Source organism: Staphylococcus haemolyticus (genome assembly GCF_006094395.1).
Classification (GTDB): domain Bacteria; phylum Bacillota; class Bacilli; order Staphylococcales; family Staphylococcaceae; genus Staphylococcus; species Staphylococcus haemolyticus.
Window position 1 is genome coordinate 1,611,655 of the sequence record NZ_CP035291.1, and the last position, 13,840, is coordinate 1,625,494.

The window sequence follows — 13,840 nt, forward strand, 5'->3', positions numbered from 1 at the left end:
CCTCAATTATAGCACTATACATTTTTCATATATAAATAAAACATTAAAATCGCACTACATTTGTATTAATAAAATGTTGAGTAATGGTAAAACAAACATGAAACTATCAAATCGGTCTAATATACCACCGTGCCCCGGTAAAATTCTACCAGAATCTTTAACACCAAAATGACGTTTAAATCCTGATTCAACTAAATCTCCAAGTTGACCAAAGATACTCAAGATGATAGTTACTAATAATAGTAACCAAATATTTAAGTTGAAATCAACGAAGAACAACATAACAATTGGCACAATTAAACTACAAATTAATCCGCCAATAAAACCTTCAATAGTTTTATTCGGACTAATTACTGGCCATAATTTATGTTTACCCATTAGTCGACCGAAAATATAAGCACCTGTATCTGTTAACCACACCACTAAGAATGCATAAAGTATGTAATGTAAGCCATCTGAACGTGTTGCATAGAAATACATAAATCCAATACCGACATATGCAACTGACATAAGACAGAAAGCAGCATCCATAAAACTAAATCTGTTTTTTGACAGTACAGTGTAACTTAGTAAAATAAAACTCATTGCGATTAAACTTTTTAATTGAATGTCACTAACCCAGTCACCTGCAGATTGAGGTAACATAATAATTATTAATGCTAAAGCACTGAAAATACCAGGGACTGAAATTAATTTAATCATATTCATATTTAAAAGTTCTTTTAATGCAATTAAAGCTAGTAAGTACGCAAACAACATTAACGTTGTACCACCCATCAATAGAATGGGTAGAAAAATTAACAATGCTATAATTGCGGTTAAAGTTCTAACTTTCATACGCTACTCCTTACTTAACCCTCCAAAGCGTCTTTGGCGAGATTGATATATTTTTAAGCAATTTTTAAATTCTTCACCGTCAAAGTCTGGCCACAATTTCTCATTGAATATAAATTCACTATAAGAAGACTGCCAAATAAGGAAATTACTAATACGTTGTTCACCAGAAGTGCGAATTAATAACTCAGGATCTGGGTATGAATGTGTCATTAAATGCTTGTTAATCATTGATTCATCAATATCTTTACTGTCCTGACCATTGCGTTGAAGTTCATCATAAATTGATTTCATACTCTGAACAATTTCAGCTCGTCCACCATAATTGATGGCAAATATTAATTTCAGACCTGTATTATTTTTTGTTTTTTCTTTTGCATGTTCTATTGCTTCAATCGTCGATTTAGGAACTGCATCTAGAAATCCAATCGTTTCTATTTGAACATTTTTTTCAATGAGTTCGGGTAAAAATGTTTTTAAAAAATTAACAGGCAAATTCATGATATAATTAACTTCATTTTCAGGTCTAGACCAATTTTCAGTTGAAAAAGCGTATAGTGTTAAGTATTTAATACCCAAATCACTTGCTTCTCGCGTTACAGTTTTAATGGTTTGCATACCTTCGTAATGTCCTTTAATTCTAGGCATTTTACGCTTTTTGGCCCAACGTCCATTTCCGTCCATGATAATCGCTACATGTTCAGGTAAATTATGTAAATCTAAATCATCGTTATGACTGATTTTAGTCTTATTTCTTTTTATTAGCTTTTTAAACATGGTCTTTCCTCCGAGCCTGATCATCTCTATTATATTATATTAGTTATTTAAGAAATCATCTATCATTTTATCATACTCGATAATGGCATTGAATAAGCAAATGAAAAAACTGTACCAAAGTCTGAATTGGCACAGTTTAGACTAAAATAATTTATAGTAATGTAGAAAGTATATTTATAATAATACTTACACATTATTAAATGAATTAATTTATTGTCGAACTAATTAAACAGACATAATGTCTTTTTCTTTGTCCTCTACTAATTGATCAATTTCTTTAATAGAATTATCTGTAGCTTTTTGAACATCTTCTGTTTGACTTCTTAAATCATCTTCAGTAATGTCACCATTTTTTTCATCTTTTTTCAATTGATCATTAATATCACGACGGATGTTACGGATAGATACTTTCGCATCTTCACCAATTTTCTTAACGTTTTTCACTAATTCTTTACGACGTTCTTCTGTTAAAGCTGGGACAGTGATACGAATAACTTCACCATCACTTGTAGGATTTACACCTAAATTTGCTGCATAAATTGCTTTTTCAATATCAGCTACTGAAGATTTATCATAAGGAGAAATAACTAATAAACGTGCTTCAGGCACATTGATGCTCGCTAATTGTTGAACTGGTGTTGGTGCACCATAATAGTCAACAGTTACGCCACTTAATAAATTTGAATTTGCTCTTCCAGCACTGATATTTGCTAATTCTCTTGATAAATTATCGATAGATTTGCTCATTCTAGCTTTAGTGTCTTGAATTATGTCACTCATATTGTTTACACCTCTAATTATTTAGTTATTAACGTACCTATTTTTTCACCCATAACTGCACGTTTAATATTGCCTTCTTCCATAATTGAAAATACATTTAAAGGAATATTATTATCCATACAGAATGATGATGCAGTTGAGTCCATTACTTGTAACCCTTCTTGTAACATTTGAATGTGCGTCAAGTGTTCATATTTAACTGCATTCTTATCTACTTTAGGGTCTGCTGAATATACTCCATCAACATTATTTTTACCCATTAAAATAACATCGGCTTCGACTTCTGCTGCACGTAACGCTGCAGTTGTATCTGTAGAGAAGTATGGATTACCGATTCCTGCTGCAAAAATAACAACACGTTTCTTCTCTAAATGTCTAATAGCTCTTCGACGGATATATGGTTCAGCAACTTGTTTCATTTCAATTGATGTCAACACACGTGTGTCACATTCTAATTGTTCTAAGCTATCTTGGAGTGCAAGAGCATTCATAACTGTAGCAAGCATACCCATGTAGTCTGCTGTACCACGGTCCATACCTAAATCACTACCAGTTTTACCTCTCCAAATATTGCCACCACCAACGATAACTGCGATTTCGCAATCCATCTTAGCAACTTCAGCTACTTGCTGTGCCACGCTTTTAATAATGATTGGATTAATACCAAAACCTTTGTCTCCTGCGAGTGCTTCACCACTAAGTTTTAATACTACACGTTTATATTTAGAAGTTTGCGCCATTGTTTTTTCCTCTCTATTGTAAAAATATGTAATATATACAAGTAAAGAAGACACTGACGCGCCTTCTAACATAAAGTATCACTTTATAATAGAAAACCTCAAAGGTGTCTTCTTTCTTGTAAATCTTGTCGACAGATTATTTCATTTGACCTTTAACTTCATCTGCGAAGTTTTCTTCACGTTTTTCCATACCTTCGCCTACTTCATAGCGAACGAAGTCAACAAGTTTACCACCTTTAGATTTTAAGAAAGCTTCAACTGTTTGATCTGGATCTTTAACGAAGTTTTGATCAACTGCACAAATTTCTTGAAGATATTTACGTAAACGACCTTCAACCATTTTTTCAACGATGTTTTCAGGTTTACCTTCATTTAATGCTTGTTGTTTTAATACTTCTCTTTCGTGATTGATTTCTTCTTCTTTAACTTGTTCTGAAGAAACATATTTTGGATTGATAGCTGCGATGTGCATAGCAACATCTTTAGCAGCTTCTTCATCAGTAGAACCTTCAACTACAGTTAACACACCGATACGTCCACCCATGTGTAAGTATGCACCAAATGCATCGTTATCAGATTTTGTTCTGATTTCGAAACGACGGATACTTAATTTTTCACCGATTGTTGAGATTGCTTCTTTCATTCTTTCATCAACTGTTTTACCACTTGATAATTTAGTTTCTAATAAAGCATCTACTGTTTCAGCTTTGCTATCAAGAACTTGATTAGCAATTTCTTTAACTAATTCTTGGAAGCCTTCATTACGAGCTACGAAGTCAGTTTCAGAGTTGATTTCAACGATAGCAGCTTCATTTCCTTTAACTTCAACATGTACTAAACCTTCAGCTGCGATACGGTCTGCTTTTTTAGCTGCTTTAGCGATACCTTTTTCACGTAAGTAATCAATCGCTTTATCGATGTCACCATCAGTTTCTGTTAGCGCTTTTTTACAATCCATCATACCAGCGCCAGTTCTTTCACGTAATTCTTTAACAAGTTTTGCTGAAATTGCCATTAATTATTCCTCCAATATTTCTAATTGTAATAATAGATGATACCTAAATATTACCATTAAAGTCACTATAATTTCCAATACTCTAGTAAACTTTAATCATTATTATTTGAAAAAAGGGCGATAAGCATTACATCTTATCACCCATTTAAACTATATCTTAGTTTGATTCAACAGTAGTATTTTCTTCAGTTGATTCTGCTTCTTGAGATTCTTCTTTTTCATCTAAATTGATGTTTTGCTCTGCAGCTACTTCATCGTTAGAAACACCTTGTTGACCTTCTAAGACAGCGTCAGCCATTTTACCAGTTAATAATTTAACGGCACGAATAGCATCGTCGTTCGCTGGGATAACGTAATCAATTTCATCTGGATCACAGTTAGTGTCAACAATACCAACGATTGGAATATTTAATTTACGTGCTTCAGCAATCGCGTTACGCTCTTTACGAGGGTCAACTACGAATAATGCTTGAGGCATAGATTTCATATCACGAATACCGCCTAAGAATTTGATTAAACGGTCGTATTCTTTTTTAAGTTCAACAACTTCTTTTTTAGGTAAAACGTCGAATAAACCGTCTTCTTCCATTTTTTCGATTTCAGAAATACGTTTAATACGTTTAGAAATTGTTTTGTAGTTAGTTAAAATTCCGCCTAACCATCTTTGGTTAACGTAGAATTGTCCAGCACGTTCTGCTTCAGCTTTAACTGACTCTTGTGCTTGTTTTTTAGTACCTACGAATAAGACTCTACCGCCATCTTCAGATACTTGTTTGATGAAGTTATAAGCTTCTTCAACTTTTTTCACTGTTTTTTGTAAGTCAATGATATAGATACCATTTCTCTCAGTGAAGATGTATTTTTTCATTTTTGGGTTCCAACGGCGTGTTTGGTGACCGAAGTGAACACCGGCTTCTAGTAATTGTTTCATTGAAATTACTGCCATTTTAAATTCCTCCTAGTGGTTATTTACCTCCATAATAAACTCATATAAAGACAATTAATTTAATTGCACCCTTTAAATGTACGTTTATCATGTGTGTATTGGCTTTTATAGCCGAAAACAATAATATCATATTTCTATATAATGCGCAATGTTAATTTCACTAAAGAAATAATGCTATACACATTTTTCATAATAAAAACTGTTACAAATAATATATACTTGCAACAGTTGAATGTTGGTTATTGCATTATCGATTTAAATCATAATTATTTATTTCGTTCTAATTCATCAAGGAATTTTTCTTTTTTAACTTTAATAAAGGTACCCTTCATCCCTAAGGATCGTGATTCGATTACACCAGCACTTTCAAGTTTACGTAACGCGTTCACGATTACTGAGCGAGTGATACCTACTCTATCTGCTACTTTTGAAGCTATCAATAGGCCTTCATTACCACCTAATTCTTCAAAAATATGCTCAATTGCTTCTTTTTCAGAATAAGATAATGAATTAATTGCCATAGTGATTGCCGCTTTATCACGTGCCTCTTTCTCAACTTCATTATGTTTCTCACGAAGTATTTCCATTCCAATAACTGTTGCAGCGTATTCGCCTAATACTAAATCATTTTCGTTAAAGTCATCTTTAACACGACCAAGTACTAATGTTCCTAATCTTTCGCCGCCACCAAGTATTGGAAATACAGTTGTACGACTGCTACTAAATACTTCTTTATCTTCAGGTGGGAATACAGTTAATTCATTATCAATATCAATATTAGATTCAGTTTGTTTAACGTCCATTAATAGTTCTGTATATTCACTAGGAATGTGTTTACTTTCTAACATTTCGTTAATTCTCTGACTTTTTAAAAGTTCATTTAAACTTGAACCTAGAATTTTACCTCTACGTGAAACAATAAATACGTTCGTTACTGTAACGCTACTAATTGTTTGAGCAACGTCTTTAAAGTCGACCGCAATACCTTTATGTTTTTGTAATAGTGTATTTAATTCTCTAGTTTTAGATAATAAGCTCATAAAATTTCTCCTTTATTTATATTATAAAATAAATGCACTTAAATCTTTATTTGTTGAAATAGATTTCAACTTATCATCAACATATTGTGGTGTTATATCTACTACAGCATTTGGCATGCTAGGGGCTTCGAAAGATAAATCCTCAAGCATTTTCTCTAAGATTGTGTGTAAACGACGTGCACCAATATTATCAGTGTCTTGGTTAACTTGATATGCCATTTCAGCTAATCTTGTAATCGCTTCCTTAGTAAAGTTCACAGTGACCTCTTCTGTTTGAAGCAATGCCTCATATTGTTTGATAAGTGATAGCTTAGGTTCAGTTAATATTCTATAAAAATCGTCAACAGTTAAACTTTCTAATTCTACTCTAATTGGGAAGCGTCCTTGTAATTCAGGTATTAAATCACTTGGTTTCGATACGTGAAACGCGCCAGCACCGATAAACAGCATATGTTCAGTATTTACAGTACCATACTTAGTTTGAATCATGCTACCTTCTAAAATTGGTAAGATATCTCGTTGTACACCTTGTCTTGAAACATCTTGACCACTATTAGCGTTATTCGTTGCTACTTTATCGATCTCATCGATGAAGATAATACCCATTTGTTCTGCTAACTCAAGCGCTTCTTGATTTGCAGTTTCTTGGTCAATTAATTCATCAGCAAAATCATCAGCCAAAATCTTACGAGCTGTTTTAACTGGTACCTCACGCTCAACTTTACGTTTAGGCATGAGTTGATTCATCATGTCTTGCATTTGTTGGTTTTGATTTGTACCGAGCATGCCTAGCGCACCTGGATCTTGTTCTACCTTAATTCTAACTTTCTCTTCTTCAAGTTTACCATCTAATAATTGTTTTTTGATTTCTGAACGCTTGGTTTTAATCTCTTCTGTAGGTGTTTCCTCTTCTTCATCATCATTGTTACCAAAGTTTGGAATTGCACCACCAAGTAATGATTCTAAAGGATTACTATTATTTGACGCTTTTTTCTTCATACTAGGCACAAGTAATTTAACTAACTTTTCATTAGCTTTATTAACTGCTTCGTCTTTAACCAAACCTTTCTTTTGATCTTTAACTAGTCTTACAGCTACATCGACTAGATCACGAACCATACTCTCAACATCGCGTCCAACGTATCCTACTTCAGTAAACTTAGTAGCTTCCACCTTAATAAATGGCGCTCCTACAACTTTAGCCATACGTCTTGCTATTTCAGTTTTACCAACACCAGTTGGACCAATCATCAAGATATTCTTAGGTGCGATTTCTTGTTTGGTTTCTTCATCTAGCAAACTTCTTCTATAGCGATTTCTTAGAGCAATGGCAACTTTTCGTTTAGCATCATCTTGCCCAACTATATATTCATCTAATTTAGATACGATATCTTTAGGTGTTAATTTTATACCGTTTGCATCCATATATTTTACCTCCAACCTAATTAACGTCCATTTATATTCATTTCCATATTTTTAAAAGTTAAAGTGTTTCCACTATAATATTATCATTTGTGAACACACAAATGTCAGATGCAACTTTTAAACTTTCGTAAGCCATTTCTTTAGCAGATAATTGGCTTGCATGACGCTTCAATGCTCTTCCAGCACTTAAAGCATAGTTGCCTCCTGAGCCAATCGCAATTAAATCATCATCAGGTGCAATGACTTCTCCAGTCCCGCTGACCACTAATATTGCATCTTTGTCCATTACAATTAACATAGCTTCCAATTGACGTAATTGTTTATCACCACGCCACTCTTGAGCTAGCTCAACAGCTGCACGTTCCAAATTACCACTAAATTGTTGTAATTTTGTTTCAAACTTTTCGAACAAAGTGAAGGCATCAGCTACACTACCAGCAAATCCAGCTAACACTTTTCCTTCATATAATCTGCGGACCTTGCGCGCTGTTTGCTTCATAATAACTTGCTCACCTAGTGTAACTTGTCCATCACCAGCCATCGCTGCTTCACCGTTGTGTCTAACGGCATAAATAGTTGTTGCATGTAATGATGTTTTACTCATTTATTTACTCTCCTTTTTCGCTCGAGGATGTGCATTTAAATACACTTTACGTAATTGTTGGTTAGAAACATGTGTATATCTTCCAGTTGTCGAAAGATTAACATGTCCTAACAAAGATTGTACCGTTCTTAAATCCGCACCTTGATTGAGTAAATGTGTTGCAAACGTATGTCTTAGTTTGTGGGGGTGAATTTCCGTAACCCCTGCTGTACGTTTAACAACATCATTTAAAACATACCTAACGCCTCTCTCTGTTATAGGGGCGCCATTCATGTTAACTAATAAAAATGAATGTTTGGTATGTTGTATAGGCTTAAATTCTCTTAAGTATTGTTCAATGCTTTGACGACAAAATTCTCCAAACGGAACAAAACGTTCTTTATTTCCCTTTCCTAGTACTTTCACACCAGGTAAAGACATATCAATATCTTTGAGTTGGATATTTACTAGTTCAGAAACACGTATACCCGTTGCATATAATAATTCTAGAATAACGCGATCCCGTAATCCTTTTTTAGTATCTTTTGCTACAGTTTCGAATAATGCTTCCATCTCTTCTTCATAAAAAAACTGTGGCAAGTAGTTCTCCTTCTTAGGATGAACGAGTTGTACGAAAGGATTTATGATTGTCTCGTCTTGTGTCATCCAAAACTCATAGAAAGTTCTTAAAGTAGAAATCTTCCTTGATACAGTAGTACGTTTCAAATTTTGTGAATATAAATAGCTTAAATAATTTCTAGCATCTTTATATTCAAATGTTCTTAGATTAAGTAATTCTTGTTCTAAAAAATGATTAAATTGTACTAAATCATCATGATATGATTTTAATGTATGGGCGGAGAAATTTCTCTCAACTTTGAGCATATTTAAGAATGTAACCTGGATTTCTTCCACTTAAAAATCCCCTCCATCATATGCATTGTAGCATATAACATGAAGGGGACTAAAATAATTAGCTATAGAATTCAAAATCTTTTGAGAATTCTTTAAAACTTTGAATTGACACATTTTCTATCAATTATAAAGTTTATATTATTTTTAAAGTGTTTTCTTATAATTCTCTAAATATTCGAGCGCTCTGTTAGCTTGTGCCTCGTAACGCTCTTTTTTATCTTTAATACGCTTTTCAAGTGAAGGTAATAAACCAAAGTTAGCATTCATAGGTTGGAAGTTCTTTTCATTTTTAGCATGTGAGATGTAATATGCCATACTACCTATCATTGTTTCTCTTGGGAATATTACTTCACCTTTATCAAGTAATTTGTGAGCTAGGTTAATCCCAGCAACAAGTCCACTTGCTGCACTTTCAACATATCCTTCAACACCAGTCATTTGACCTGCAAATTGAATTCGATCTTCTTTAATCAATTCATACTTTTCATTTAACACGTCAGGAGAGTTAATAAAAGTATTTCGATGCATGACACCATATCGAACGATATCTACATTTTCTAAACCAGGGATAAGGCGAATGACTTCTTTTTGAGCGCCCCATTTTAAATGAGTTTGGAAACCAACAATATTATATAGCGTTCCAGCTGCATCATCTTGTCGTAATTGAACGACAGCAAATGGACGTTTACCTGTTTTTGGATCTTCAAGGCCAACAGGTTTCATAGGACCAAATAATAGTGTTTTGCGTCCACGTTCAGCCATTACTTCAAAAGGCATGCATCCTTCGAAATATTTTTCTTTTTCAAATTCATTTGTTGGTGCAACTTCTGCTTCAAGTACTGCATCATAAAAGCGATTAAATTCTTCTTCTGTCATAGGACAATTAAGATAGGCGGCTTCACCTTTATCGTAACGTGATTTTAGATACACTTTATCCATATCAATCGATTCTTTTTCAATAATTGGAGCAGCTGCATCATAAAAATAAAGTTGATCCTTACCTGTAATATCTACGATTTCTTTAGCTAAATTTTCTGTAGTTAATGGACCAGTAGCAATAATTGTATATCCTTCAGGGATACTATTAATTTCTTCATTAATAACAGTAACATTAGGATGATTTCTTAAAGTTTCAGTGATATAACCAGAAAAATCATGTCGATCAACTGCTAATGCACCACCGGCAGGAACTCTTGCTTTGTCAGCAGCAGAGATAATTAGTGAGTCTAATCTTCTCATTTCTTCTTTTAATACACCCACACCATTCGTTAATGCATTGCCTCGTAGTGAGTTTGAACATACTAATTCAGCAAATTTATCAGTATGATGTGCTGGCGTTTGTTTAACTGGGCGCATTTCAATTAAATTCACTTTGATGCCTCGTTGTGCTAATTGATAAGCGGCCTCTGAACCAGCTAGTCCAGCGCCAACAATATTTACAGTTTGACTCATGGTTTTCCTCCTTCAATTTTTATCTATTTTTGAACTTCTTCTTTATAGTCACAGTTAGAGCAAATTACTTGTGAACTACGTCCTTTCTTATGTTCCATTAAATAATGATTACATTTAGGACAATCACGACCTACAGGTTTGTCCCAAGAAATAAAGTCACATTCAGGATAGTTTGAACAACCATAGAAAAGTCTATTTTTCTTAGATTTTCTTTCAACGACATCTCCATCTTTGCATTTAGGACATGTCACGCCTATTGTTTTCACTATTGCTTTCGTATTTCTACAATCTGGGAAGTTTGAGCACGCCATAAACTTACCATATCGCCCCATTTTAATAACCATAGGAGAGCCACAAACTTCACAATCTTCGCCGGCAGGTTCATCTTTAATTTCAACTTTTTCCATTTCTTCTTCAGCACGTTCAACGTCTAATTTGAAACTTCCATAAAAGTTATCAATTACTTTTCTCCAACCAATATCTCCTTCAGCAATTTTATCCAATAGTGTTTCCATATTTACAGTAAACTCTACATCAATTATTTCTGGGAAGTAATCTTTTACTTGTTCATAAACAATTTCACCTAATTCAGTAGGTACGAATCGTTTACTTTCAAGTTTTACATAATTTCGTTTTTGTATTGTGTCAATCGTAGGTGCATAGGTAGACGGTCTACCGATTTTTAACTCCTCTAACGTTTTAACTAAACGAGCTTCAGTATAACGTGGTGGTGGTTGAGTGAAGTGTTGTGCTGGCTCTATTTGAGTTGCAGTGACTTCATCACCTTTACTTAAGTTAGGTAATTTATTTTCTTTTTCATTATCTTTATCGTCTTTGGCTTCTACATAAAGCGTCATGAAACCTTTAAATTTGATTGTTTGACCATTCGCTCGGAATTTAATGTTGTTTTGGGTAACATCTAAAGCAACTGTGTCTAAAATAGCTGGTGCCATTTGACTTGCTACAAATCTTTCCCATATTAACTTATACAATCGATGCTGATCTCTAGTTAAGTATGCTTTCATTTCATAAGGTGTACGTAAAGTACTTGTTGGTCGAATTGCTTCGTGGGCATCTTGGTCACCCTGTTTACCCTTAGCAGTTCTATTAGAAAGATAATCTTTACCATACTTATCTTCAATATATTGTTTCGCTTCGTCTTTAGCGGTTTGTGATATACGTGTAGAGTCAGTTCTCATGTATGTGATTAATCCAACTGTACCTTGTCGTTTTAAATCAATACCTTCATATAATTGTTGCGCGAGCATCATAGTTTTACGCGCTTTGAAATTTAATTTACGAGCTGCCTCTTGTTGTAATGTTGAAGTGGTAAATGGATTAGCAGGATTTCTAGTTTTTTCTTTTTTATTAACATTTGTAATTTCAAATTTGTCTCCATCTAATTCAGCTGTAACTTTTTCAACATCTTTTTTTGTTTTTAATTTAAATGGTTTATTTTTATAATGAAGAAACTTAGCAGTAAATTTAGATTTCTTATATCTAAACTCACCTTCTATAGACCAATACTCTTCAGGCTTAAAGTTACGAATCTCATTCTCTCTATCTATTACTAATCTTAAAGCTACAGATTGAACTCGCCCTGCAGACAGCCCCTTTTTCACTTTCTTCCATAATACTGGTGAAATATTATATCCAACTAATCTATCTAATATACGGCGTGCTTGTTGTGCATCGACTAAATCCATTTCTATGCCACGAGGATGCTTAAAACTTTCTTTTACCGCATCTTTTGTAATTTCATTAAATACTACTCTGTTTTCTTTTGAATCATCAAGTTCTAAAATTTTTGATAAATGCCAAGCAATCGCTTCACCTTCACGGTCAGGGTCACTCGCAAGAAAGACATTTTTTGCTTTCTTAGCATATTTCTTTAAGTCTTTAACAACTGGACCTTTACCGCGTATCGTAATATATTTCGGTTCATAATTATCTTCTACATCGACACCCATTTGACTTCTTGGTAAATCTCTAACATGTCCCATAGAAGCTATAACTTTATATTTTTTACCTAAATATTTTTCAATGGTTTTCGCTTTTGCAGGCGACTCAACTATGACTAAATTATCTGCCAAAGTGAATTCCCCCTTGCTATTTCAATTACTAAAGATAAATGATAAACGGTCAGTTTTGTTTTTGTCAATGTTTAAATTCTATTAACGTGCATTTTAAACGCTTTTTAATATTATTTTTAGCTATCAATTAGAATTAAATATAGATTTTTATTACTCTAGAATGAATCATTAATGATATCTATTTATAATCACATAGAATATCATCAGCTGAGGTTACAATCATCGCACCTTCTTGAGCTCGTTTCAAATTACCTTTAGTTAGTGGATTAAATATTGAACCTGGTAATACATATATATTTCTATTTTGGTCTAATGCGCAATCAATTGTAATTTGACTACCGCTTCTAACACTTGCTTCAGTTATTAAAACCCCTTGTGAAAGACCGCTTATCAAACGATTGCGTTGCGGAAAGTGATATCGCCTAACACTAGTGAATGGCGGATATTCACTAATAACTAAACCTTTTACTTCAATTATGTTGCGTAATTTTTGCGTTTCTCTAGGGTAATGCATCATATGACCAAAACCTAAAACAGCTATAGTAGGTAATTGATACTCTATAGCAAAATGATGTGCAATGCTATCAGCACCTTTTGCCAAACCGGAAATAATGGTTAGTGGAATTTGTTTAAATTTAGGAAATAAGTATTGCATGGCTTTAGCTGAGTACTCTGTTGCATTTCTTGAGCCCACCACACCTAATGTATTGGGGGATGTTAATAATTGGGGGTCACCTTGGTAAAATAGGACAAACGGATAATCATAAATTTCTTTTAATAGTCGAGGATAATTAGCGTTAAACGGTGTTACAAAACTTATCTTGTGTTGATTCAAAAATGACAAAATTTCTTTATCATTTAAATGATTATATCGATCAATAAAATCACCTTTATGAAATAACTTGTCCCAATTTTTTATTGAATCTATTTGATCAGTATAAGAGAATTTAAAAAATTCAGGATTTAATTTTAATAAATGATGAATATGTTGGGTCGTATAACCTAACCAAATTAATTTCAAAAGTAATATGTTGTTGTTAGTCATGAAGTCGTCTCCTTTAACAACATTATAAGACAAATATTTAGTACACCACATTTCAATTAAAAGACATTTGAGGGAAAAATTTAATAACTTTTAATGAGTAATTTTAATATTGAATTATGTAAACAATCCACTCTCTCAATTCAAACAAAAATCTGAGACCCTTAAAGCCTCAGAATTTTTTATATTATATGACGT

General features: G+C 33.3%; 13 protein-coding genes. All 13 read right to left on the reverse strand.

Annotation, left to right across the window (positions count from 1 at the left end; translation table 11 throughout):
• Positions 1 to 54: 54 nt before the first annotated feature.
• A complete protein-coding gene (locus tag EQ029_RS07730; protein ID WP_037537321.1) occupies positions 55 to 837 on the reverse strand; it encodes a phosphatidate cytidylyltransferase in 783 nt (260 codons plus the stop codon).
• Between the two features lie 3 nt (positions 838 to 840).
• Positions 841 to 1,611, reverse strand: a complete 771-nt coding sequence (uppS, locus tag EQ029_RS07735; RefSeq protein ID WP_011275940.1) for an undecaprenyl pyrophosphate synthase — start codon at positions 1,609 to 1,611, stop codon at positions 841 to 843.
• A gap of 225 nt (positions 1,612 to 1,836) precedes the next feature.
• On the reverse strand, positions 1,837 to 2,391 hold the full coding sequence (gene frr / locus EQ029_RS07740; RefSeq protein ID WP_011275941.1) for a ribosome recycling factor: 555 nt from the start codon (positions 2,389 to 2,391) through the stop codon (positions 1,837 to 1,839).
• A 17-nt stretch (positions 2,392 to 2,408) separates the two neighbouring features.
• Positions 2,409 to 3,131: a UMP kinase gene (gene pyrH / locus EQ029_RS07745; RefSeq protein ID WP_011275942.1), complete on the reverse strand. Its 723-nt coding sequence runs from the start codon at positions 3,129 to 3,131 to the stop codon at positions 2,409 to 2,411.
• A gap of 136 nt (positions 3,132 to 3,267) precedes the next feature.
• On the reverse strand, positions 3,268 to 4,146 hold the full coding sequence (tsf, locus tag EQ029_RS07750) for a translation elongation factor Ts (protein WP_011275943.1): 879 nt from the start codon (positions 4,144 to 4,146) through the stop codon (positions 3,268 to 3,270).
• A gap of 157 nt (positions 4,147 to 4,303) precedes the next feature.
• Positions 4,304 to 5,092, reverse strand: a complete 789-nt coding sequence (rpsB, locus tag EQ029_RS07755; protein ID WP_011275944.1) for a 30S ribosomal protein S2 — start codon at positions 5,090 to 5,092, stop codon at positions 4,304 to 4,306.
• 266 nt (positions 5,093 to 5,358) lie between these two features.
• Positions 5,359 to 6,132: a GTP-sensing pleiotropic transcriptional regulator CodY gene (gene codY, locus EQ029_RS07760; protein WP_011275945.1), complete on the reverse strand. Its 774-nt coding sequence runs from the start codon at positions 6,130 to 6,132 to the stop codon at positions 5,359 to 5,361.
• Positions 6,133 to 6,153: 21 nt separating this feature from the next.
• Positions 6,154 to 7,557, reverse strand: coding sequence for an ATP-dependent protease ATPase subunit HslU (hslU, locus tag EQ029_RS07765; RefSeq protein ID WP_011275946.1), 1,404 nt, complete (start codon positions 7,555 to 7,557; stop codon positions 6,154 to 6,156).
• Between the two features lie 58 nt (positions 7,558 to 7,615).
• Complete coding sequence (gene hslV, locus EQ029_RS07770; protein WP_011275947.1) at positions 7,616 to 8,161, reverse strand: ATP-dependent protease subunit HslV; 546 nt, start codon at positions 8,159 to 8,161, stop codon at positions 7,616 to 7,618.
• Complete coding sequence (xerC, locus tag EQ029_RS07775) at positions 8,162 to 9,025, reverse strand: tyrosine recombinase XerC (protein WP_222127965.1); 864 nt, start codon at positions 9,023 to 9,025, stop codon at positions 8,162 to 8,164.
• Positions 9,026 to 9,199: 174 nt separating this feature from the next.
• The gene (gene trmFO, locus EQ029_RS07780) at positions 9,200 to 10,507 is read right to left on the reverse strand and encodes an FADH(2)-oxidizing methylenetetrahydrofolate--tRNA-(uracil(54)-C(5))-methyltransferase TrmFO (protein WP_011275949.1); all 1,308 of its coding nucleotides are present in this window, start codon (positions 10,505 to 10,507) and stop codon (positions 9,200 to 9,202) included.
• Positions 10,508 to 10,530: 23 nt separating this feature from the next.
• Positions 10,531 to 12,600 carry a type I DNA topoisomerase gene (topA, locus tag EQ029_RS07785; RefSeq protein WP_011275950.1) on the reverse strand — a complete coding sequence of 690 codons (2,070 nt, stop codon included), beginning with the start codon at positions 12,598 to 12,600 and terminating at the stop codon, positions 10,531 to 10,533.
• A 178-nt stretch (positions 12,601 to 12,778) separates the two neighbouring features.
• Positions 12,779 to 13,645, reverse strand: a complete 867-nt coding sequence (gene dprA / locus EQ029_RS07790) for a DNA-processing protein DprA (RefSeq protein ID WP_011275951.1) — start codon at positions 13,643 to 13,645, stop codon at positions 12,779 to 12,781.
• Between the last annotated feature and the right edge of the window lie 195 nt (positions 13,646 to 13,840).

Excerpts from the sequence above, each read along its gene's own strand:
- EQ029_RS07730 (WP_037537321.1), bottom strand. The coding sequence starts at position 837 with ATGAAAGTTAGAACTTTAACCGCAATTATAGCATTGTTAATTTTTCTA.
- uppS (WP_011275940.1), bottom strand. The coding sequence starts at position 1,611 with ATGTTTAAAAAGCTAATAAAAAGAAATAAGACTAAAATCAGTCATAAC.
- frr (WP_011275941.1), bottom strand. The coding sequence starts at position 2,391 with ATGAGTGACATAATTCAAGACACTAAAGCTAGAATGAGCAAATCTATC.
- pyrH (WP_011275942.1), bottom strand. The coding sequence starts at position 3,131 with ATGGCGCAAACTTCTAAATATAAACGTGTAGTATTAAAACTTAGTGGT.
- tsf (WP_011275943.1), bottom strand. The coding sequence starts at position 4,146 with ATGGCAATTTCAGCAAAACTTGTTAAAGAATTACGTGAAAGAACTGGC.
- rpsB (WP_011275944.1), bottom strand. The coding sequence starts at position 5,092 with ATGGCAGTAATTTCAATGAAACAATTACTAGAAGCCGGTGTTCACTTC.
- codY (WP_011275945.1), bottom strand. The coding sequence starts at position 6,132 with ATGAGCTTATTATCTAAAACTAGAGAATTAAATACACTATTACAAAAA.
- hslU (WP_011275946.1), bottom strand. The coding sequence starts at position 7,557 with ATGGATGCAAACGGTATAAAATTAACACCTAAAGATATCGTATCTAAA.
- hslV (WP_011275947.1), bottom strand. The coding sequence starts at position 8,161 with ATGAGTAAAACATCATTACATGCAACAACTATTTATGCCGTTAGACAC.
- xerC (WP_222127965.1), bottom strand. The coding sequence starts at position 9,025 with ATGCTCAAAGTTGAGAGAAATTTCTCCGCCCATACATTAAAATCATAT.
- trmFO (WP_011275949.1), bottom strand. The coding sequence starts at position 10,507 with ATGAGTCAAACTGTAAATATTGTTGGCGCTGGACTAGCTGGTTCAGAG.
- dprA (WP_011275951.1), bottom strand. The coding sequence starts at position 13,645 with ATGACTAACAACAACATATTACTTTTGAAATTAATTTGGTTAGGTTAT.